The sequence below is a fragment of the Proteus sp. G2300 genome, from assembly GCF_009915965.1.
Classification (GTDB): Bacteria; Pseudomonadota; Gammaproteobacteria; order Enterobacterales; family Enterobacteriaceae; genus Proteus; species Proteus vulgaris.
In genome coordinates this window covers 42082-64794 of sequence record NZ_JAABNK010000006.1, presented here as the reverse complement: position 1 = coordinate 64794, position 22713 = coordinate 42082, and the positions used below count along the sequence as shown (strand labels likewise).

Sequence of the window (22713 nt, the reverse complement as noted above, 5' to 3'; positions counted from 1 at the left end):
TCTTATAAAGGATATGTAATGGGCTATATATTTCTGGGAATACCACTGACCATTTTTATTTTATTTGTTCTCCCTATCTGGCTGTGGTTGCATTACAGCAATCAGAAAGGTGGTGGGAATGTTCAGTTAACCCAACAAGAAATGCAGCGACTGAGCGCGCTGGTGGATAAAGCTCAGCAAATGCAGGAGCGCATTAAGACGCTAGAACAAATACTTGATGCAGAACATCCTAACTGGAGGCAATCATAATGACGGTGCAAAGCAAACAATTGTATCGCTTGCCACAAGAGGGCGTGATCCGTGGCGTATGTGCAGGCCTTGCCCATTATTTTAATATTCCTGTTTTACTTGTCAGGGTTATTGCGGTGATTGCACTCTTTGCGGGATTTTTTGGCTTAACGATTGTTGCTTATCTTGTTTTAAGTTTCTTTATGGAACCCGCGCCTGCTAATTACCAACAAGGTGACAAGCAACAAGAAAGTTTAAAAGAAATTTTAAGCGGTGTTGATAATCAATTAATGCAAGGTGAAAAACGTTTACAACAAATGGAACGTTATATTACCTCTTCTAGTTATCAGTTAAATAAACGTTTTCGCGATTTGTAATATTTTCGCCATTTAGTCCGATAAGACGCTCCGATTTAGGAGCGTCTTTCGTTAAGCATCTTTATCTTTTTCAACGCCAGTATAGTGAAAAAGTTCAATTACTGATTGAGGAGTGTATTGTGAATTCCAATCAAGTATTCGTTTCTTTAAAAACAAATAAACTCACCCAATTTGCCAAAAAAGGGTTAACATTTGGGTTAATGTTATTGACTTTATTTGGGCCAGCCGCAATCACTGGCGGTATATTAAAACGTGTAAGCAGTAAACCGTTACGTTGGTTGGTTCTATTGATAGCGGAGCCTGTTATCAAGGCAGGCTTAAATAAGCTATCGCGTCAAATGTCTTGGGAGAAACATGAAACGCCTACAAAATGAACTTACAGCTTTTATTAATCGTGGTGTTGATAGGCATCTTCGCTTAGCGGTCACTGGATTAAGTCGAAGTGGTAAAACGGCATTTATTACCTCTTTAGTTAATCAACTTATTAATGTGCATACAGGGGCGCGTTTACCGTTATTTTCAGCTGCACGAAATAAACAATTATTGGGTGTAAAACGCATTCCTCAACATAATTTAAATATCCCCCGTTTTACTTATGATGAAGGAATGGAGTCACTTTATCATACTCCCCCAAGTTGGCCTGTTCCGACTAAAGGGGTAAGTGAAATTCGTTTACAACTGCGTTATCGCTCAAATGAGTCATTAACACGTTTTATCAAAGAAACATCGTCTCTGTATTTAGAAATTGTGGATTACCCTGGTGAATGGTTATTGGATTTACCTATGCTTGAGCAAGACTATTTTGAATGGTCAGAGCAAATGAATAAGGTAAATCGACAAAGAATATTGCCAGAACAACATTGGCAAACACAATTTAAAAAATGCGATCCTTTTGCTCCGGCTGATGAAACATTATTAGCGGATATAGCCTCAGCTTATACAGAATATTTATTAGCATGTAAAAAAGAAGGACTGCATTTTATTCAACCGGGTCGTTTTGTTTTGCCTGGTGAATTAGCCGGTGCGCCTGTTTTGCAATTTTTTCCATGGCCTGATTTACAACAGCACGATATCGCTAAACTAAAGAATGCCGATAAACGTACAAATATTGGCATGTTAAAGCAACGTTATGAATATTATGGTCAGCATGTGGTAAAAGGGTTTTATCGGGATCATTTCCAAGGCTTTGATAGACAAATTGTTTTAGTGGATTGTTTGCAACCCCTTAATCAAGGTGCAGATGTTTTTAATGATATGCGACAGGCTTTAACACAATTAATGCGCAGTTTTCATTATGGTAAAAGAACATTACTCAGACGTTTATTTTCACCTTGTATTGATAAGTTGTTATTTGCGGCCACTAAAGCTGATCATATTACAGTTGATCAACACGAAAATTTAGTTTCATTGCTTCAACAGCTTATTCAAGATGCTAAACAAAATGCTATTTTTGAAGGGATCAGTATTGATTGCATGGGCCTTGCCTCTATTGCAGCAACGGAAAGTGGCATTGTTGATCATCATGGTGAAAAAATTCCAGCATTAAAAGGTTTTCGTTTAAGTGATAATAAGCCTTTGGTGTATTTCCCAGGTGAAGTGCCTAAGCGCTTACCTGAAAAAGAATTTTGGGAAAAACAAGGATTTAGTTTTGAGTCTTTTAGACCACAACAAATATCAAGAGATAGTGCAGTACCTCATATTCGCATGGATAGTGCCATGGAGTTCTTGTTAGGGGATAAATTAAAATGAATGAACCATTAAAATCACGAATTGATTTTCAAGAACCCATAGTTCAAGATGAAGTTAACTTAAAAAAAGGGATTGATTTTCAAGAGAGTGAACAATTTCTACCTATTGATCCTCGATTAGATGAAGAAAATGAAGGGCAATTAGAAGGCGATGTTCAATCAATTTTAAAACCTAAAAAAAGTGTCTGGAAACGTTTATTAACGATTGCGAGTACTATTTTAGGGATTAGTGTTATTGCCCAAACTGGACAATGGATTTATGACTCATGGATAAATTCTGACTGGATTGCGTTGGGTGCAGCCAGTGCAGGTGGCTTAATTGTTGTTGCTGGAATAGGATCAGTTATAACAGAGTGGCGTCGTATTTATCGTTTACGTCAACGTGCAGATGAAAGAGATAAAGCAAAAGAATTACTTTATAGCCATGCGATGGGAAATGGCCGACCATTTTGCGAAAAACTCGCGAAACAAGCCGGTATTAGCCCACAGCATCCAGCATTAATTCGTTGGCAAAGTGCATTACATGATACGCACAATGATAAAGAAGTATTAGAACTTTATAGCCAACTTGTTCAACCTATTTTAGATAAACAAGCAAGAGCTGAAATTAGCCGTTCTGCTGCTGAATCAACTTTAATGATCGCTGTTAGCCCGCTAGCGATGGTTGATATGGCTTTTATTGGTTGGCGTAATATTCGTTTAATTAATCGTATTGCTGAAATTTATGGTATAGAGTTGGGTTACTATAGCCGTCTAAAACTCTTTCGTCTTGTTTTAGTCAATATTGCATTTGCAGGGGCAACTGAATTAGTCAGAGAAGTAGGAATGGATTGGCTTTCTCAAGATCTTGCAGCACGATTATCAACAAGAGCAGCTCAAGGTATTGGGGCGGGATTATTAACGGCACGCTTAGGAATAAAGGCAATGGAATTATGTCGCCCTTTACCATGGATTGATGATAATAAACCTAAGCTAGGCGACTTTAGAAAAGAGCTAATAGGAAAATTAAAAACTACAATTGGTGGTAAGAAAAAGGAATAAATTATTATTCTTACCTTTTAGCAATTTTAAATAAAACCGTAGAAGCTTTTCTGCGGTTTTTTTGTATAAAAAATTGGCAAAAGTATTGTTTATATAAAATAACCATAATGAAGGAAGTAATAAGATATTATTTTAAAATAAGGCATAAAATAATATAAAGTGTTTTTATTATTTTATTGGTAATGAGGTGATTGTTTTAATAAGAAACTATTGTGATAAAAAATTTTAAAAAGAGTAAGTTCTTATGGAAAAAAGATGATTTGTAACTAATTGTATTTAAAGGTTAATTACTGCATTTCCAGTGGTATATTTGTAATTTTAATGATAATATTTCTTTTTTGAAAGAAAATAGTATTGAGTTTATTATGATAAATAGCGTTAAATGTCACTGTATAAAGAGTATCTCAGATCTATTCTATCAATACTTTTCAAATATCTAATTTGTAAGTTATTCGTTATTTAATAAATAGAGACGATTTTTTATTTATAAAAAATAGAAAAATAGGTAATAAATAATTCTTCTAAAAAGGTTAAAAAATGAAAGAAATACAAATGTCAGTAATAAAGAAACTTTCTAAACAAAGACGTAAACTCTATCTGAATTCTGCATTTAGTGTCTCAAATATTGATAACCAAATAAGTATTTTAATTCCTATACTTAGTGAAACGATAGATGAGATTAAAAAGAGGCAACATCAAAAACAGCCTAAGCGATTTCAAATAAAGGAGGTATCACAATTTTTTGAGTATCTCACTGAGTTAGACAAGAAAGAAAAGGCAATAAACGCATTAGAATATCTACTTTTTTGTTTTGATAACGGGTGTAAAACCATCAAAAAAATGATTAGCCAAGAATTAAGTCCTTTGATAAAAGACATCGAATATCTTATCGATTTTGAATTGAAAAAAATAATAAAAACCTCTTCATTTTCGTTATTGGACTTTTTTAAAGCATAAATAATTTTAGTTATCGTTCAGGAAATTAATTCATCTGTGTAAAAATAAATGTTAATACTGTCAACCTTTGCTGACAAGACCCTTTATTTCGTTGATATTTATGTATAATATCTAGAATTAGTTCAGGGTCACTCAGTATTAAGAAGGTTTATAATGCGTTTAGAGATCACTTGTGAAGATCGCATCGGGTTAACCCGTGAATTATTAGATCTGCTAGTATTAAAAAATATTGATTTACGTGGAATTGAGATATTCCCAATAGGTCTTATTTACCTGAATTTTTCACAGATTGATTTTGATATCTTTCAGCCATTAATGGCTGAAATACGTCGAATACATGGTGTTATTGATGTACGTACTGTTGCGTTTATGCCATCAGAGCAAGAGCATAAAGCAATGTGGACACTGCTGGAATCTGTGCCAGTACCTGTTTTTTCTATTAATATTAAAGGCCAAATAAAGTTACAAAATCCGGCAACTCGTCATTTATTTGAATTAGATGATAACGATAATAGTGAAAAATCATTCAATCAACTTATTCCTAATTTCAATATTCATCGTTGGTTAGAACAAAAAGATCCTATTGCTGAAATTATTCCCATTAATTTAAAAAAACAAAATTTTGATATGGAAATAGTGCCAATAAAACTTGCTGATGATAATCAGTCAAATCATTGTGTTGGTGCGCTTATTTTATTGAAATATCGTGATGTTGTTCATGACCATTCAAAATTAATTGTCAGTGATAATCATGAATTTGAGAAAATTATTGCTGTTAGTTCTCAAATGAAGCAGTTAGTTGAACGTGCAAAAAAAATGGCAAAAATGGATGCACCATTGTTATTAGTAGGTGATACAGGTACAGGGAAAGATTTATTTGCTAAAGCTTGTCATTTCCTTAGTTCTCGTGCTAGAAACCCTTTTTTAGGGTTAAATTGTGCTTCAATGCCTGATGATGTAGTCGAAAGTGAATTATTTGGCTATGCTGCTGGCGCTTATCCTAATGCAATCGAAGGAAAAAAAGGCTTTTTCGAGCAGGCTAATAGAGGAACCGTTTTACTTGATGAAATTGGTGAAATGTCTCCACAAATGCAAATAAAACTCTTACGGTTTTTAAATGATGGCACGTTTCGTCGAGTGGGTGAAGAGCGTGAAGTTAATGTTGATGTTCGTATTATTTGTGCGACACAAAAGAATTTATGGGAACTCGTTCAAAAAGGATTATTTAGAGAAGATCTTTATTATCGGCTGAATGTATTAACACTGACATTACCGCCATTACGTGAAAGAAAAGCTGATATTATGCCGTTGGCGATGCATTTTATTAATCAATATTGTATTGAACAACAAACAACCAAGCCAATAATATCACCTGAATTGTCCGTTTATTTAACTCAATATGGATGGCCTGGTAATGTTCGGCAATTAAGAAATACAGTTTATCAAGCTATGGCGCAATTAGTAGGAAATACACTACGAATTCAAGATATTACGCTACCTGAGCATACAGATGAAACACTATTTGATGAAAATCTATTAGAAGGTTCATTAGATGAAATGACGAAACGTTTTGAAGCTTCAATTTTGACGCGTTTATATCGTGATTATCCAAGCACACGTAAACTCGCAAAACGTTTAGGAATTTCACATACAGCGATTGCTAATAAACTAAGAGAATATAATCTCACGAATAGAAAGAATGAAAAGCCGGATGATTAATTTGGTCATCAAATTTGCCGCATAAAAAATAGACGAGCGTAATGCTCGTCTATTTTTTTATGCTCAATATTATTTCAATGCATTTAATGCATTATCATAATTTGGTTCAGTTGTTATTTCATCAACTAATTGGGTATAGATAACGGTGTTATTTTCATCTAAAACAACCACTGCACGACTAGTTAAGCCTGCTAATGGACCTGATGTAATTGCAACACCATAGTTTTCTTTGAATTCAGCACCGCGCATTGTAGATAATGTGACAACATTATCTAACCCCTCAGCGCCACAAAAACGTGCTTGGGCAAAAGGCAAGTCAGCTGAAATACATAAAACAACCGTGTTATTTAATTCATTTGCAACTTTATTAAATTGGCGAACACTCGCAGCACAAACACCGGTGTCTACGCTTGGGAAAATGTTTAGAACTTTACGTTTACCTGTAAAATTCGCTAAAGAAACATCATTAAGATCTTTACCAACGAGAGAGAAATCAGCTGCTTTTTGACCTACTGTTGGGAATTTACCCGCTAGAGTCACTGCATTTCCTTGTAAAGTAACTTGATGTGCCATTGTTGTTCTCCTTTATTAGTTGTCAGACTAATTGTTATTAATACTAAATTATTAACGAAAAATCTTGTTAATGCTTAACCATTATTAAAATTTGTCACTATTGACATAGTAACTACGAAAAACATAAAAATTTATAAAATATTTGTAAACAGTGATTGTGCCTTTTTATCAGGCTCTTATAATTATGCAGTTCATTCTCATACAGATTACAGGACGAAACAGACATGCGCAAAATATTCGTCATCTCATGTGCACTTGTCGTTCAAGGATTACTCCTATTGCAGGTAAATGCAGCGGTAGTACCCGCAGGAACGATACTCGATAAAAAACAAGAAGTGGTTCGACATTTAAAAGATGAACCAGCGTCGCTTGATCCTATTAATGCCGTTGGTTTAACTGAAGCTCAGGTGCAACGTGATTTATTTGAAGGGTTGACGATAGAAGATGAGCATGGACTTGCTATCCCTGGCGTTGCTCAAAGTTGGCGCACAGAAGATAATCGGGTGTGGATCTTCACGTTGCGTGATAATGCGAAATGGTCTAATGGAGAGAAAGTCACTGCAGCTGATTTTGTTTACAGTTGGCAACGATTAGTTGATCCTCAAAATCTTTCGCCTTTTGCATGGTATGCTTCGCTTGCCTCTATTGAAAATGCCCAAAAAATCATTGATGGAAAATTAAAACCAGCATCATTAGGTGTGGAAGCGATAGATGAAAAAACATTAAAAGTGACATTAGAGAGACCCATATCTTATTTTCCTAGTTTGACGACTAATTTTTCGTTATACCCAGTGCCTCGCCATTATATTGAAAAATATGGTGCTGATTGGATCAACGTTGGTAATTTAGTTGGGAATGGTGCTTTTGTTTTAAAAGACAGAGTTATTAATGAAAAAATTGTATTAACGCCTAACCCTTATTATTGGGATCATAAAAATACAGTATTAACAAAAGTGACTTTTGTACCGATAAACCATGAGTCACATGCGACTAAACGCTATTTAGCGGGTGATATAGATATAACAGAGTCATTCCCTAAAAATTTATACCATAAATTAATGAAAGATATTCCTAATGAGGTATATATACCCGATCAATTAGGAACATATTATTATGCTTTTAATACTCAATCAGGGCCGACAAAAGATATTCGTGTACGTAAAGCGTTGGCGATGGCAATAGACAGAAAAATCATTACTGATAAAGTATTAGGTACAGGTGAAAAACCAGCAAATCGTTTTACTCCGGATGTTACGGCTAATTTTACGCCAGAATTGACAATTTATGATGAATATAATCAAGATGAATTAGATAGCCAAGCTAAGATACTGTTAGCTGCTGCAGGATATGGTCCTCATAACCCATTAAAATTATCTTTATTATACAATAATTCGGAAAATCATCAGAAAATTGCCATTGCGGTGGCTTCTATGTGGAAGAAAAAGCTAGGGGTTAAAGTTGAGTTACGTAATCAAGAATGGAAAACGTATATAGACAGCCGAAACTCAGGTGATTTTGATGTAATAAGAGCATCATGGATTGGTGATTATAATGAACCTTCTACTTTCTTAAGTTTATTAGGCTCTAAACATGCGGGTAATATACCTAAATACCGAAACAAGCAATATGATGAAATTTTGGCATTGTCAAGTATGACGATTGATGCAAATGAGAGAAATAATCTATATAACCGAGCAGAACAAATAATTGCTGAGGATGCACCAATAGCACCTATTTATCAATATACGAATGGACGCTTGATAAAACCTTGGTTAAAAGGGTATCCCATTGGTAATCCTGAGGATGTGGCTTATAGCCATACCCTTTATATATTAAAGCATTAATATAGCAATGAAATAAATTACTTGAAATAGTCATCAGTGAATTCTGGCTGTGTAAAAGAGTAAGAGAGAATAAATAATGCCTCAAAGTTAACTCCTTGCTTTGAGGTGTTTTTTCTCTAAAAATAAATAAGAGAATAAAAAATTATTATTTTTAGTATTAAGATTATGAAGAAATTAGGTATGAGTGACAATATAAATAAAAAAGAACTCCTTTAAAAAGGGGGTAGCAAAATAAAGCAGATTAATTTATTGTCTGAATATAAATTATATTTTAAATGTTCTCTTTGCACGCTTTTTATTGTATCGAGCTGTTACAGTGATTAATAAAATATGTATAAAAAAGTCCCTCTGTTATAAAAACAGAAGGAGACTCAAAAGGAATAAACATTGCAGAAAAGATGTTAATACATTTTTACTACTTTGTTTTGACTAATTGTGCAATACACTTGATGTTAAATATTATATTTCACTTTATGCGTAGGTATAAACCCTTGACAACAATGAAAATTAATAAATTTATTGTGCTTTTAAAGCATTTTATAGAAAAAGATATCTATTTATTTTTCTTTTATTGTTAAAAAAACTATAGATTATCAAAGTGATTAAAAACGATAACCTAAAGATAATTGTATGCTATTTAATTCAATATGACGTTTGTTTGCTGTAGTATCGGAATAAAGATAGCCAAAATTAAAAGCAATCTCTTTTATTGGGGTATAATCGATGCCTATTTGACCAATAACACTCGTTGTATCAACACGATGTATGTCTGTTGTATTGATTTTAGGGTGAAGTTTATCTTCTTGGTATTTTAATTTATTAGGCCCCATTTGGGCATAAATAGAAAAATTAGGTGTTATTCTATAAGTAGGGCCGATTAATAGAGCTGTGGTTTTAGTTTTATATTGTTTTATCGATGGTGTGATAAAGCGAGCATCTTTAAAGGGTTCTTTATGATTTGAATTTAAATAGAGTAGAGAAACTAATAGACCCCAAGCATTTTCTGCTTCATAACGATAACTGACTATAGGTCCTTTTGCGGTATCTCCTTTTATTTTTCCATAAATATAACCACTATAGATAGTATGTGATTCATTGTAAGCATGTAATGTAGAAGAGAAAGGTAAAACTAAGCTACTTAAAATAAGTATGAATTTATTCATTATAGAGGTTCTATGTTGATGTAAAGAGCTCTATTTTTAGTAAAAACAAGTATGATTTCAATGTTAATTGATTGAAATTACTCTTAAAAAAAATTAGCAGACTTATCTTTAAGGTTTAATAAAAATGAGATTACATAAATAGCTTATTATTAAAAATTAGTTTATGAAGAGGATGTCAGAAGAATAATGTTAATAGAATAATCCTCACAATAGCTAAAGTTGCCTATTGTGAGTTTGAATTAAGTAAGAGAGTTATTTTTTATCGACAATTTCTACCAGCGTATATTTTACACTTGGTGCGTCAGCTGGAGGATTAGGAATATCAGTAACATTTACTTTTAATGTGTATTCAGTACCTGCTTTATATTCAAAACCCTCAATATTCTGATAGAAAAGGGACCATTCGCCTGAAGGTAGTTCTTTCACCTTCATGCATTTCATTGGTGCAACACCGACACAATCATAAAGTTGTGAATCAACTAGGAGTGTTTTTGTTGTATCAGTACTAGAGGCAGTATTTGTGCTTTCAGTCGATGTAACATCATTGCATCCAGCTAAAAGCAAAAATAAAGGAATAGCGAGAAATTTTTTCATATTGATGGCCTTATTTTTTAGGGTGCAATAAATGTATAAAATGATGTTTAGTATACACCAGGCAACAAATTATTATAAATTACAACAGATAAATTTTTTTCAATAAATAAAGTAAGTTATCTATAGATATTTCTAGTATTAATATACTAACGTAACTATCTAAATAAATTTTAGTGTAATAGTCCTAAAGTAGAAAATATAAACATCAATTGTAGGTAAATTGTACAAAAATAGTGTTGATATACAGTAAACTAGAAAAAAGTATAAAATAACGTATTGAAAAAGAATGAGATAAAGAGACGATATGCAAATCATTATTTGGTGGTCGAACATTGAATTTATCTATTGCGACTAAAGCAAGATTATGGAGGAAACTAAGTGAAAACAATTAATGACTCTATTTTGCAAGATTCAGATGCAATTTACACCACACAACTCGATGGTCATGGTGGCGTAATAAAAATAACAGCAGATACGATTGCTACAAATGATAATCCTTATTGGATACATTTAGACTATCGTAAGCCACAAAGCGCTAAATGGATACAAGAGACAGAATTACTTCCACCTATTGCTAAAGATGTATTGTTAGCAGAAAACATCAGGCCAAAGGCGCAACGTATTGGCGAAGGTATCGTCATCAATTTGCAAACAATCAATAATAATCCTAATGATAGACCTGATGAACTTGTTGCATTCAGAATTTATATTAACAGCCAAACAATTGTTTCAAGTCGTCATCGCCGAGTTAATTCGGTAGATTCCGTTATTCATACCTTAGAGTTAGGCAATGGGCCAGAAAATAGTGGTGATTGGCTTATTACTATGGCAGATGCGGTTACTGATGAAATCGGTGAATTTGTTGAAACTTTGCATGACCAATTAATCGAACTCGAAGATATGATCCTCGATCAGCAAATACCTGCGAGAGGGGAACTTGCATTATTAAGAAAACAGTTAATTGTTTTACGTCGTTATATGGCTCCGCAACGAGATGTATTTTCTAGGCTTTCTATCGAAAAATTACCATGGATGAGCGATAGTGATAGAGTCACAATGCTTGAAATATCAGAAAGACTTTCTCGACGTTTAGAAGACTTAGACAGCAGTATTTCTCGTACAGCAGTGATAGCCGATGAAATAACATCAATGATGGCTGACGCGATGAATAGACGTACTTATACAATGTCATTAATGGCGATGCTGTTTTTACCCACCACATTTCTAACAGGGTTATTTGGTGTTAATTTAGGCGGAATACCAGGAAATGAATTTCCTTATGGTTTTACTATCTTTTGCTTATCGTTATTTATTTTAATTGTGATTGTTACTTGGTGGTTAAAACGTAGTAGGTGGTTGTAAAATTTCAGCAAATTAATCGTAACTAAATGGATTTAAAAAAGAATTCTCTAGTCCTGTTTGAGATATATCAATTTTTTGAAATAGAACATCTGGCATTATAACTCTCGCAGGTGAATACAACGTTGAGCGATGAACGTTGTGCTCCATAATTGTAGTTTTTCTCATATTGAGTTCTTAATACAGAATAATTGACCATTATTACACCGATGTTTATTAACATCGGTTTTTTTTTGCTTAAATTTATTGTTGGTTGTTATTTCATCACAAAATCCTAAGTCTCAAAACAAGACTTAGGAAAAAGCGCTTTATTTCACTTCAACAATATCGAGCTTATTTTGGCTAAAGTCAGGACGTTCATCATCTTCTTCTTGGAACATCACGGGGACAGATGGAATATCATCTTTATCGAAAGCTAAATCGCCACCATTGATGACTTCATCGCCATGTTTGATGTTAGCAAAATCAAATAATTGAGTATCACATAAGTGTGATGGAACAATATTTTGTGTTGCTCTAAACATTGTTTCAATGCGACCAGGGTAACGCTTGTCCCAGTCTCTTAGCATCTCTTTAATAACTTGACGTTGAAGATTAGGCTGTGAGCCACAAAGATTACACGGGATAATTGGAAATTGTTTTGCTTGGGCAAAACGTTCAATATCTTTTTCACGAGCGTAAGCAAGAGGGCGAATGACGATTTGTTTACCATCATCACTCATTAATTTAGGTGGCATACCTTTAAGTTTTCCACCATAAAACATATTTAAGAATAATGTTTCTAAAATATCATCACGATGATGACCTAATGCAATTTTTGTCGCCCCTAACTCTGTCGCTGTACGATATAAAATACCCCGGCGTAAACGAGAGCATAAAGAACAGGTTGTCTTTCCTTCTGGAATAATATCTTTGACAATTCCATAGGTATTCTCTTCAACAATTTTATATTCCACACCGAGTTCATTTAAATATTCAGGTAAAATATGTTCAGGAAATCCAGGTTGTTTTTGGTCTAAATTCACAGCAATAAGTGAAAAGTTGATGGGGGCACTTTTTTGCAGATTCATTAAGATAGACAGTAGCGTGTAACTATCTTTACCACCAGAAAGGCAGACCATGATTTTGTCGCCATCTTCAATCATATTAAAGTCAGCGATAGCTTGCCCAACATCACGGCGTAAGCGTTTTTGTAGTTTGTTGAAATTATACTGTTCTTTTGGGATGCTCATTTTTACGGTTCTATATCGTTGCTGATTATTCTGTAACTTGCTACCAAGGCTTTGTTTTTTATCACGAATGCTGAATGATTTAAAAGTCATATAAATCAATAAAATGTCTTACAACTCAAGTGACAGCGTTTTGTAAAACAAAGTTATTTATGGCAAGAAAATGGATAAGTTGCTAATGATAGCAGATGGTTGGGTGGTTTCGATATAGATAACTACAGTTAAGCGATTTTAGCGCGATAAAAATAGGAAATAATAATCTTATCTGTTTGGATAATTGTAGGTTTGATAAGATATTTTGAGGACAAAACCAACATAACCCAAGTCTTGTCCTTCGTAAAATTTATTATTAATAATTATGATGATAATGTGGCTAACTTAGTTGCAAACCCCATAAAGAAAAGCCCAATAACACCATTACCTAATTTAGCGATATTTTTGCGTGAACCGAAGAAACGAGCAAGGGCGACACCACCAAAAATAAGAAAAGAGAGATAGATAAAGCTAAAAGCCTCAAGCATAGATGCTAAAATTAAATAAGATAATCCAGTGTGCGCGTAATTAAAATCAATAAACTGAACGAAAAATGAAATATAAAATAAAATGGCTTTAGGATTGGTTAAGCTTAATGTTAGTGCTTTTCTGAAAACATGTTTTTGTATCGTTGTTGTCTGTTCCGTGTGTGCCTTTTTGGAGAAAAAAGTTGCATGGATAATTTTTATTCCTAAATAAAGGAGATAAAAAGCACCTAAAAAACGGACAATAGTAAAGAGTACAGGCGAGGCTTTTATAACAGATGCGACACCAATAAAGGCGAGAAAGATCAAAATGGCATCACCTAAAAAGACACCAAATGCAGCACGATAACCATCACTGACGCCACCTGATGCGCTTGTTTTTAGCACATAGAGTGTATTAGGGCCAGGAACGAGGATAATAAAAAACATGCCTGCAAGGTATGTCCAGATATTAAGTACACCAAATTGTTCAAGCCACACGTTAACCCCCAAATCTTACTTTCTCTGTATTACTTCATGAATAGCCATTATATAAAGAGAATCAAAGTTATTTAAACGCATATTTTTATCAATATTGAGAATAAATGTTTGATGTTTACTGCTCACTGTGTGAAAAACAGGCTTTTTTATCATTTCAAACGGATTACTGCATCATATTGCTTTTTTATGAATTGTGTCTCGCTAAAAAAAGTTAGGGTTTAATTATATATATAGATTTTCCATAAAGGTAAGCTATGACAATTTCTTAAGTAGGTAAAATTAAAATAAAGTTACCTACCACAAAGTATTTTCAATCATCATTTCAATCTGTCATTACTGATGTCACTGAGCAACTTTCTCAATTGTTAAAAGAAAGATTACATAGCATATATGTTTATGGCAGTGTAGCTAAGGGATGTGCAACAGAGGGAATATCAGATTTAGATATTTGCTTAATTTTAAATCATGAAATAAACGAAAGCGAAATTCACCTGTTAGATAATGCAAGAGCAACATTAGAAAAACAACACTCTATTGTCAGCAAAATTGATTTCGATATTGGTATTTTAAGCGAGGTATTGGCATCTAACAATTTATACAGTTGGGGCTATTGAAAAACATCACTTACAAAGGGCAATAGCGCGTAAACTTATTCGCTCAACAAATATTTTACGTAATGAAAAAGATGAGTATTGGCCTGAAACACTAGAAGACTTCGTAAAAATAGTAGAAGCAAATTATCCAGATCAACAAAAAAGTATTAATTATCTTTTATCTGAAAGCATAAAGCCAATCGATGATATAAATGTGTTTATACAAAAAGCAAAGATATTTACTCATTGGTTAGAAGTTGAGTGTTTAAAGAAAGATAAAGAGGATAACCTGAGAAAATAAGGCGGTTTTTATTCTTTTAAAGAAGCATTTTTCTTATGTAAAAAATCTAGATCTCTTAAGTTAACTAGACTATATTTATCTGTATTTTTATACAGTATCTTGTATTGTTCAATTACGGTAAGGAAAATGTGATGTTAAAAGTGATTGCTGAAGATTTTATTAAAACAGAAGCGATAGAAATTGTTTTACCTCTTTATCGTGAGCTTGTTGAAGCGACTAAGAAAGAGCCTCTTTGTATTAGCTATAATTTATATGTTGATGAAAAAGATCCAGGTCACTTTGTCTTTGTTGAACAATGGCCAGATCATGCTGCGCTTGATACACATTGTGCTAGTGAACATTTTCAGCGACTAGTTCCGATGATCAATGCATATAAAAAAGTTGAGCCTAAATTTTTGCTTATGGCAGATGCTTTTGATGAAAATTAAAAGTAATAAAACTTGTCTCAATTATAGTGAATACACTAAATATTAAGAAATAAAACAAGAGAGATGATGATGTTAGCGAAGTATATATCTCAAATTGTAAACCAAGAAGATAATTATCAAATTTTAAGTACTCAGAAATTTTGGGATAACTTAGCAGAAATAACCAGAGTAACTCATAGTTGGTTATTTCCTGATGGTGTCATCTTGAAATGCATAGAAGAGATAGAAACAGAGTTCTATGATAATGACGCTCAATGTCCTGAACATTGGATCACTTGGGAAATTGTAGAATCGAATAACAAAATTATCTCTCCTTGTCGAAAAGAATTTTTTAATTTATGCCAGCAAAGTTTTTGGTTAAAAATGCAACTTGCTAATAATATATAAACATAAAATAAACTTTACTCGCGGCCTTTTTTATCTCTAGATTAATATACATTTCTATTGAGTACATATATGGAAAATTTAAAAAACAATCAAGAATATTTAGATAGAAATTTCACTAAACTTGATATTAATGAATTGGCACTTAGCAATGTTATTTTTGAGGAATGTGAATTTCACCAGTGTAATTTTTTATCTGCTGAGCTATTGCATTGCAAGTTTGTACATTGCTTATTTGAAAAATGTAATTTAAGTTTAGCTAATTTTCCTAATACTCGATTTTCTAATACTGAATTTGTTGGATGTAAACTTGTTGGTATTGACTGGACAAAAGCACATTGGCCAAAATTTGATCTTTATTCTCAACTCAGTTTTAAAAATAGCATTTTAAGCGGATGTAACTTTTTTGGATTAAAACTGAGCGAATCTATTTTTGAAGAGTGTAGATTACATGATGTGGATTTTAGAAATGCGGAGCTTCAAAGATCACTTATGATTGGTTCTGATTTTTCTAATAGTTTGTTTATGCAAACAAATTTAGAAGGGGTTGATTTTACTCATTCGCATTCTTTTGATATTGATATTCGTCAAAATAAAATGACGAAAGCAATTTTTTCTAAAATAGAAGCACTCGATTTACTTAAATATCTTGATATTAAATTGATTGATTAATCACCATAGAGAATTAAGTAATATTTAATGTGAGATTACTATACAGTATAAACATTTAAATTACTTAAAATAAAAAAATATTTTGTTTCAAAAATAAAATATATTTACTTTAGTTAGTGATTAAGTTTTTTACATTTAATTAATAATAGATAGAAAGTAAACAAATCTAATAAAAATTTAAAATCAGTTTTCTCACAATTTTATAGTCTTAATATTCCATTAATAATAGATAAAAATAAGGTGAATTTATTTTTGAGATAAATAGTCTTTTAATTATTAATTTAACCATAAGAATTTCTTTATAAAAATTAACTAATAACGTATTATTTATAAATAAAATTTATTGAGTATTAAACTTAATTTAATAAGAGAGCTAAATTCTAGTTTAGTTCTTTTTTCTATCTTTTGCTTTTATATAGAGAATAAAAATGAATCGTAATTTATTTCTATCTACTTCGTTGTTAGCTATTTCTACACTTTCATTTAATGCACAAGCCACGTTAGATAATACTTTATCAGTAGGTTATGCTCAAAGTTCAATTAAATTAAATGATGATAAAATAGATGATAATCCTAAAGGAATTAACTTTAAGTATAACCATGAGTTTGATAATGATTGGGGAGTTATTGGATCACTGACGTATACAAAATTAACCTATAATTATTATAGTCGTTGGGGAAAAATTGGTTCAACTGAAATTGATTATGTTTCATTAACGGCTGGCCCTAGTTATCGTTTTAATGACTATTTTAGTGCATATGGTTTAATTGGTTTTGGTCACGCTAGCCAAGAAGATAAATATTATTATGTTAATGATACATACAGCAAAACGTCCCTGGCTTATGGATTAGGTTTGCAAATTAATCCAATCCCAAACGTAGCAATTGATGCATCTTATGAATATTCAAAAATTGATAATGCAAAATTTGGTACTTGGGTATTAGGTGTTGGTTACCGTTTCTAATATTAAGCTGATAAATAATATTTTTAAAAGGTCATGTTATGTGGCCTTTTTATTTTTCTAAAATAGAAATTAAATAATATTTAAATAAATCATTTCATTTGATTTTAAAATTTATTGATCTTCTATTTTCAAATAAATATTTTATTTATTTACCTTTGTTAGAATGGTTCTATTTATTACCTTCCTGTTAAAATTAAATTATTTATATAAATTTTTACTTTTATTTATTATTTTAAGTGGAAGTGGCGATTTATAGTATTGAATTAATTGTAATTTAAACTATTTTTCTTGCTGTTTCTCATTTTATTAACGAAAGATAATATTGAGATATATAATGAAAAATAAATTATTATTACCAATTACAGCAATTTTCTTATCAATAACGACATGTAATGCATCTGCTACATTAAAAAATATATTGTCTTTAGGTTATGTACAAAGCCAATTAAAAATGGATAGTAATAATGTCACTGATACGCCTAAAGGTATTAATGTAAAATATAATTATAAATTAATGAATGATTGGGGCTTGTTTAGCTCATTTACATATAATAAAGAAAAATATTCTTTTGCTATTAACGATAGTAAAGGGAATATAAATTATAATTATTACTTATTCTCTATAGACCCAAGTTATCATTTTAATGAATGTATAAATTTATATGGTTTGATTGGTATTAGCTCAATTAACATGAAATTAAACAGTGAAAATAATTCTAGTAATATTCATTTCAATAAGATATCAAATAGTTATAGTTCAGGCTTACAATATAACCCGATTGCAAAGCTTGCTATTGATGCATCTTACGAATACTCAAAGCTAAATAACATCGAATTCGGTACATGGGTGGTCGGGCTTGGCTATCGATTCTAATTTTATTGCGGTTACTTATAAAAAGACAGATAAATTTTCTTTTTGATAGAAAGGGTTGGTAATATGTTTATCAACCTTTATTTAAAAAATATAAGTTCATCTCTATAACTTAACATACAAAAAAATTATAATTTTTAATTATTTTTATTCGGATATAATAAATCATATTTAAAAATAATTTTTATTAGGAAAGTATATGTTAACTATAATAAAAGCAGAACCTTCACACTACGATGAAATGATAGTTGTTTGGGAGTCATCGGTTAGAGCTACGCATACATTTCTATCTGAAGATATCATTTCATCGCTTAAAAAAGATATTGTAGAACAATATTTTCCTATGCTTAATACTTATATTGCGATAGACAATAATAATGTTATTCATGGGATCTTGGGTACAGCAGAAAATAAGTTAGAAATGTTATTTGTTGATGCAAATTCTAGAGGGCATGGTTGTGGCAAATTGCTTATAACTTTCGCGATAAATATATTGCATATTGATGAGTTAGATGTAAACGAGCAAAATCCCCAAGCAATTGGCTTTTATCTTTATGTTGGATTTGAGCAAATAGGGCGCTCTGAGGTAGATGGACAAGGAAATTCTTTTCCATTATTGCATTTAAGATTAAATAAAAATAAGTATAAACACTAAGAAAGAAAATATTAAAGATATAAAATAGATGAGATAGTAAAAAACCTCTCTATTTATCTTATGTAAATAATAATTATCCACTCAAATTTGATTTATATCGTAATAAAACTCATGATTTAATGGAATAATTTTTCATAACTTAATAAAAAATATAATAGCGGAATTATTATGAAAAAAAATTTAGTGGTCATTTTATCTTTATTTTTCCTATCGGCTTGCTCTGAATCACAAGAAAATAGGGTTATTGCGTATTGCATGGATACATTGAATATTTATAGTACAGTAACAAACGAGCAGTGTCTGTGTTTTTATAATGAAGCACGTGATAAATTTTCTTCAACAGATATTGATAGAATGGTCCAATCACCACCAATAATACAAGATAGTACGCTGACAAGAGAAGGTACAATGTTTTTAACTATTGCTCATTCATCTAAATGCTTTGAGTAAATTACCTATATCAAAGATAAAAGTAGGGAGAAAAGTGCTAATTACTTATATCGTACTTTTCATTTTCTATATCATTATTACCAAAGATATTGCATAAAGGGTAAATAAGCAAAAACTAAAGCAATGAGTATAAACAATAGACGAAATAATATTTTTTGTGTTTTCATTGCAGCATAGAGCATGACGATAATAACTGCTATGCAGATATACCAATAAAATGTCCCAAAGAAAGCTAAGGAAAAAATAGTATCAATAATAAATTGACTCTCACTCATTTTATTTCTCTCTGACATAAAAAATCACCCACTAAAATATAAGCGGGTGAAGATAAAAGCAATTATCAGGTGCGTAGTAAAACCGCGTTCTTTAGAACAGGGCGGATGTCAAGATTTCCAAATAATATGGAACATAGGCTGTAATGGATCGCGACTAATTAGGACACGACCAAAAATATCATCAATATCAGCATCATCATCAGGTGCAAGGCCAATAATTACTTCACTAAAGCGAGCTGGTGTAACAGGAAGGCCGACAATAAACTGCCAATCATTACCTAATGGAACCACTTCAGCAGCGCCTCTTTCTTCAAATTGCAAGTTAAACAGTAATTGATCTGCAACATCCAAATTATCGGCTGCTTGAGCTAAAAATAAATCGTAAGCTTGTTCTAGTGCTTCATCTTCACTAATTAAGGTTGGTTCATTCATGGTAATGCCTGTATTATTTCAATATTATCGCGTTGTTTGTATGATATTTTTGCTTATTTAGCAAATTATATTGTTACCCTTTTTATTATAACAGAGGGCTAAAGAAATAGCAGATGCGCTCTAACACTCGATTTAAGAATGGACGTTTCTCCCATTCGTCTAATGTTAATTCTGTAGAGCGAGCAATATAATCATATTGAACAATGCTTAAATCACTTCCAAACCCTTCATCATCAATAACAACGGTAATTTCAAAATTTAACCACAAACTGCGCATATCAAGATTTACTGAACCGACCATACTAAGTTGCCCATCAACCATGACGCTTTTGGTATGTAATAAGCCATCTTCAAACTGGAAGACTTTCACACCGGCTTCGAGCATTTCTGTAAAAAATGCACGACTTGCCCAACGTACAAGAAAAGAGTCATTACTACGAGGTACAATAATACTTACCTCAACACCACGCATTGCTGCGGTTGAGATTGCATGTGCAAGATCGTCGCTAGGCACAAAATAAGGTGTTGTAAGCACTAATTCATTTCTTGCTGAATAAATCGCTGTAATTAAGGATTGTTGAATAAGTTCATCAGGAAATCCTGGGCCTGATGCGATAACTTGTGTTGTGTGACCACTTTCTTGTTCACAAGGCATAATGTTGTCATCAGGCGGTGGTGGTAAGTGGCGTTCTCCGGTTTCCATTTCCCAATCAAAGGCATAAATCATACCTAAAGTGGTTGATACTGGGCCTTCCATTCTTACCATAATATCAATCCATTGACCGACGCCAGAATCTTGCTTGAAATAACGAGGATCAACCATATTCATACTTCCAGTGTAAGAAATATAGTTGTCGATTAATACGATTTTTCGATGTTGACGCAAATCCATGCGACGTAAGAAAAAACGGAATAAATTAACATGCAATGATTCGACAAACTCAATACCTGCTGCTCTCATGACATCAGGGCCTTTAGTTCGAAAGAAATTCCAACTGCCTGCGGAATCAACCATAATCCTACATTTTACGCCACGCTTAGCGGCTTTGATTAATGCATCAGTGACTTCATCAACTAAGCCCCCGGATTGCCAAATATAAAAGACCATTTCTATGTTATCGCGTGCATTGTTAATATCACGCGTAATCGAATTAAGTGAATCTTCACAGGTTGTTAAAAGCTCAATTTTGTTACCTTTAACCCCTTTAATACCTTGGCGCTTAGCGGTTAATTGAAAAAGAGGTGTAGCAACATCGCTCGTACTTGTGGCAAAAATATGCTTACACTTTTTTAAGTCCTCAAGCCATGCGACGACAGAAGGCCACATTTGCTTTGCATGTTCAACTCGTCGTTTACCTAAGTGTAATTCGCCAAAAGCAAAATACGCAATGACCCCAACTAACGGTAGAATATAGATGATTAGTAGCCATGTCATGGTTGAAGTAACGGGGCGTCGGTGCATAAGGACACGAAATGTGACACCCGCAATTAATAACCAATAGAAGAAAAAGGTTAGCCAACTTAATACAGTATAAAATGTTGTCATAGTAGAGCTATTTTCCGTTGAAAATGAATAGCATGGATAAGCTAATGGCAATTTACTAAAAATAGTTCATTATTTTTGTTATTTGCCGAATGTTGTTATTAAATCAGGATTATTATCTCTGTCAAATCTCTTTATTAAAAGATAAGCAATAAGATACAACTCTTTATTTATTTTTTCTTTGTGAGAAAAGCTAAAAGAATGGATGAAATCTAAGCAAACCATAAATCCCCCCTTGGATCACAAAATGAACGTCTTATAATAGTCCACTTATTTCGAAAAAATAGGTGCTGATAACATGAGACACAGTAGGACTGAAGTAGCTCGTTGGCGAATGATGAGACAAGCTATACGTAGACGTCGTCGATGGTTAGAAGGGCAATCTCGTCGTAATTTCCGAATTTATAAACTGCGTAAGCTGGATACTTCTAGAAAACATAGAGCACTTTTATTTGTACAACACATAGAATGGAACTCATAATTTCATTTTTTAACAGTTTATATCAATCATTTTACTAAACGTTATTGAATATGATTGCTATTTGCATTTAAACTAGGGGCATTATTTTTTCTTTAGGTGAAATAAGATCAGTTATGCGTTGGAAGCTTTGGGTATTCATATCACTCTGTCTGCATGCCTCACTTGTTGCGGCAGCGATGTTATATGTTGTAGAAGATAAGCCAGTTACACCTGAGCCTATCTCTATACAGATGTTGGCATTTGCTGCAGATGAGCCTGTTGGCGAACCAGAACCTGTGGTTGAAGAAGTTACACCTCCAGAGCCTGAGCCGGTTATCGAGCCCGAACCAGAGCCTGAGCCTATTCCAGATGTGAAACCTGTTATCGAAAAACCAATAGAGAAAAAACCGGAACCAAAACCGAAACCTAAGCCAAAACCTGTGGATAAACCGAAACCGCCTGTTGAGCGACCACAACCTTTAATTGTTAATAAAGGTAATGATCTCAAAAATCTTAACCCGACGGCAAAGCCAAGTGATAAAGGTGATGAAAAACCAGTTGCAGTGGCAAGTAGCGGTGAAGGTAAAGTACCTAATGCAATACGCCAAGGTTTACCTGAGTATCCACCACGAGCACGAGCAGTGGGAATGGAAGGTTCCATTAAAGTTCGTTTTGATGTTGATGCTGATGGAAGAGTCGATAATGTAGAAATTATTTCTGCGGATCCTAAAAACGTGTTTGAGCGCGATGTAAAAAGAGCGATGCGCCAATGGCGTTATGAAAAAATTCCTTATAAAGGAAAAGTGATTGTGATTGAGTTCAAAATGACAGGGATATCAACAAGCTAATTTTTA

The 22713-nt window shown here is 32.7% G+C and carries 27 protein-coding genes; 19 read left to right on the top strand and 8 right to left on the bottom strand.

Annotation, left to right across the window (positions count from 1 at the left end; all coding sequences use genetic code 11):
- The first annotated feature begins 18 nt into the window (after positions 1–18).
- The 7 genes from pspB to tyrR all read left to right on the top strand — a co-directional run bounded on the left by pspB (position 19) and on the right by tyrR (position 6070).
- Complete coding sequence (gene pspB / locus GWI97_RS04595) at positions 19–249, top strand: envelope stress response membrane protein PspB (RefSeq protein ID WP_036937208.1); 231 nt, start codon at positions 19–21, stop codon at positions 247–249.
- Complete coding sequence (pspC, locus tag GWI97_RS04590) at positions 249–605, top strand: envelope stress response membrane protein PspC (RefSeq protein WP_036937207.1); 357 nt, start codon at positions 249–251, stop codon at positions 603–605. The genes pspB and pspC overlap by 1 nt, the downstream gene beginning before the upstream one ends.
- Positions 606–724: 119 nt before the next feature.
- Entirely contained in the window at positions 725–979 is a 255-nt protein-coding gene (locus GWI97_RS04585; protein WP_224215468.1) for a phage shock protein PspD, read from the top strand.
- Positions 960–2354, top strand: a complete 1395-nt coding sequence (locus GWI97_RS04580; protein WP_036937202.1) for a YcjX family protein — start codon at positions 960–962, stop codon at positions 2352–2354. The genes GWI97_RS04585 and GWI97_RS04580 overlap by 20 nt, the downstream gene beginning before the upstream one ends.
- On the top strand, positions 2351–3394 hold the full coding sequence (locus tag GWI97_RS04575) for a YcjF family protein (protein ID WP_087802510.1): 1044 nt from the start codon (positions 2351–2353) through the stop codon (positions 3392–3394). The genes GWI97_RS04580 and GWI97_RS04575 overlap by 4 nt, the downstream gene beginning before the upstream one ends.
- Positions 3395–3931: 537 nt before the next feature.
- Positions 3932–4351, top strand: a complete 420-nt coding sequence (locus GWI97_RS04570; protein WP_052038509.1) for a hypothetical protein — start codon at positions 3932–3934, stop codon at positions 4349–4351.
- A gap of 153 nt (positions 4352–4504) precedes the next feature.
- Positions 4505–6070, top strand: coding sequence for a transcriptional regulator TyrR (gene tyrR / locus GWI97_RS04565; RefSeq protein WP_036937196.1), 1566 nt, complete (start codon positions 4505–4507; stop codon positions 6068–6070).
- A 69-nt stretch (positions 6071–6139) separates the two neighbouring features.
- Here the strand turns inward: tyrR and tpx are convergent, their stop codons facing one another.
- Positions 6140–6643, bottom strand: a complete 504-nt coding sequence (tpx, locus tag GWI97_RS04560) for a thiol peroxidase (RefSeq protein ID WP_036937193.1) — start codon at positions 6641–6643, stop codon at positions 6140–6142.
- 224 nt (positions 6644–6867) lie between these two features.
- Here tpx and GWI97_RS04555 point away from each other — a divergent pair, with 224 nt between their 5' ends.
- Positions 6868–8487, top strand: a complete 1620-nt coding sequence (locus GWI97_RS04555) for a peptide ABC transporter substrate-binding protein (RefSeq protein WP_036937190.1) — start codon at positions 6868–6870, stop codon at positions 8485–8487.
- 602 nt (positions 8488–9089) lie between these two features.
- On the opposite strand, the gene GWI97_RS04550 is transcribed toward GWI97_RS04555, so the two are convergent.
- Positions 9090–9650 (bottom strand): Ail/Lom family outer membrane beta-barrel protein, encoded by a 561-nt coding sequence (locus tag GWI97_RS04550; protein WP_036937187.1) that lies wholly within the window; start codon positions 9648–9650, stop codon positions 9090–9092.
- A gap of 252 nt (positions 9651–9902) precedes the next feature.
- Positions 9903–10244, bottom strand: a complete 342-nt coding sequence (locus GWI97_RS04545; protein ID WP_036937185.1) for a DUF4377 domain-containing protein — start codon at positions 10242–10244, stop codon at positions 9903–9905.
- 378 nt (positions 10245–10622) lie between these two features.
- On the opposite strand from GWI97_RS04545, the gene zntB reads away from it, so the two are divergent.
- Positions 10623–11606 carry a zinc transporter ZntB gene (gene zntB / locus GWI97_RS04540; protein WP_115370262.1) on the top strand — a complete coding sequence of 328 codons (984 nt, stop codon included), beginning with the start codon at positions 10623–10625 and terminating at the stop codon, positions 11604–11606.
- A gap of 305 nt (positions 11607–11911) precedes the next feature.
- Here the strand turns inward: zntB and ttcA are convergent, their stop codons facing one another.
- Both ttcA and leuE read right to left on the bottom strand, forming a co-directional pair.
- Entirely contained in the window at positions 11912–12835 is a 924-nt protein-coding gene (ttcA, locus tag GWI97_RS04535; protein WP_036939034.1) for a tRNA 2-thiocytidine(32) synthetase TtcA, read from the bottom strand.
- Between the two features lie 353 nt (positions 12836–13188).
- Positions 13189–13830: a leucine efflux protein LeuE gene (leuE, locus tag GWI97_RS04530; protein WP_036937179.1), complete on the bottom strand. Its 642-nt coding sequence runs from the start codon at positions 13828–13830 to the stop codon at positions 13189–13191.
- Between the two features lie 362 nt (positions 13831–14192).
- Between leuE and GWI97_RS04525 the strand changes: the two genes are divergently transcribed.
- The 8 genes from GWI97_RS04525 to GWI97_RS04490 all read left to right on the top strand — a co-directional run bounded on the left by GWI97_RS04525 (position 14193) and on the right by GWI97_RS04490 (position 19149).
- Positions 14193–14444: a nucleotidyltransferase domain-containing protein gene (locus GWI97_RS04525; protein ID WP_161751856.1), complete on the top strand. Its 252-nt coding sequence runs from the start codon at positions 14193–14195 to the stop codon at positions 14442–14444.
- A 411-nt stretch (positions 14445–14855) separates the two neighbouring features.
- Positions 14856–15152, top strand: a complete 297-nt coding sequence (locus tag GWI97_RS04520) for a putative quinol monooxygenase (RefSeq protein ID WP_036937174.1) — start codon at positions 14856–14858, stop codon at positions 15150–15152.
- A 66-nt stretch (positions 15153–15218) separates the two neighbouring features.
- Positions 15219–15539 carry a hypothetical protein gene (locus GWI97_RS04515; protein WP_052038508.1) on the top strand — a complete coding sequence of 107 codons (321 nt, stop codon included), beginning with the start codon at positions 15219–15221 and terminating at the stop codon, positions 15537–15539.
- Between the two features lie 69 nt (positions 15540–15608).
- Positions 15609–16208: a pentapeptide repeat-containing protein gene (locus GWI97_RS04510; protein ID WP_036937171.1), complete on the top strand. Its 600-nt coding sequence runs from the start codon at positions 15609–15611 to the stop codon at positions 16206–16208.
- A 428-nt stretch (positions 16209–16636) separates the two neighbouring features.
- Complete coding sequence (locus GWI97_RS04505; RefSeq protein WP_036937168.1) at positions 16637–17173, top strand: Ail/Lom family outer membrane beta-barrel protein; 537 nt, start codon at positions 16637–16639, stop codon at positions 17171–17173.
- Positions 17174–17507: 334 nt separating this feature from the next.
- Complete coding sequence (locus GWI97_RS04500) at positions 17508–18047, top strand: Ail/Lom family outer membrane beta-barrel protein (RefSeq protein ID WP_087802507.1); 540 nt, start codon at positions 17508–17510, stop codon at positions 18045–18047.
- A gap of 196 nt (positions 18048–18243) precedes the next feature.
- Complete coding sequence (locus GWI97_RS04495) at positions 18244–18699, top strand: GNAT family N-acetyltransferase (RefSeq protein ID WP_087802504.1); 456 nt, start codon at positions 18244–18246, stop codon at positions 18697–18699.
- Between the two features lie 168 nt (positions 18700–18867).
- Positions 18868–19149: a hypothetical protein gene (locus GWI97_RS04490; protein WP_087802502.1), complete on the top strand. Its 282-nt coding sequence runs from the start codon at positions 18868–18870 to the stop codon at positions 19147–19149.
- A gap of 77 nt (positions 19150–19226) precedes the next feature.
- On the opposite strand, the gene GWI97_RS04485 is transcribed toward GWI97_RS04490, so the two are convergent.
- The 3 genes from GWI97_RS04485 to cls all read right to left on the bottom strand — a co-directional run bounded on the left by GWI97_RS04485 (position 19227) and on the right by cls (position 21402).
- On the bottom strand, positions 19227–19442 hold the full coding sequence (locus GWI97_RS04485) for a hypothetical protein (protein WP_161751855.1): 216 nt from the start codon (positions 19440–19442) through the stop codon (positions 19227–19229).
- Positions 19443–19532: 90 nt separating this feature from the next.
- A complete protein-coding gene (locus GWI97_RS04480; RefSeq protein ID WP_373364689.1) occupies positions 19533–19862 on the bottom strand; it encodes an HI1450 family dsDNA-mimic protein in 330 nt (109 codons plus the stop codon).
- Positions 19863–19941: 79 nt separating this feature from the next.
- Positions 19942–21402 (bottom strand): cardiolipin synthase, encoded by a 1461-nt coding sequence (gene cls, locus GWI97_RS04475; RefSeq protein WP_036937150.1) that lies wholly within the window; start codon positions 21400–21402, stop codon positions 19942–19944.
- A 295-nt stretch (positions 21403–21697) separates the two neighbouring features.
- Between cls and GWI97_RS04470 the strand changes: the two genes are divergently transcribed.
- Positions 21698–21880 carry a YciY family protein gene (locus GWI97_RS04470; protein ID WP_072024206.1) on the top strand — a complete coding sequence of 61 codons (183 nt, stop codon included), beginning with the start codon at positions 21698–21700 and terminating at the stop codon, positions 21878–21880.
- 113 nt (positions 21881–21993) lie between these two features.
- A complete protein-coding gene (gene tonB / locus GWI97_RS04465) occupies positions 21994–22707 on the top strand; it encodes a TonB system transport protein TonB (RefSeq protein WP_161751854.1) in 714 nt (237 codons plus the stop codon).
- Positions 22708–22713 lie beyond the last annotated feature (6 nt).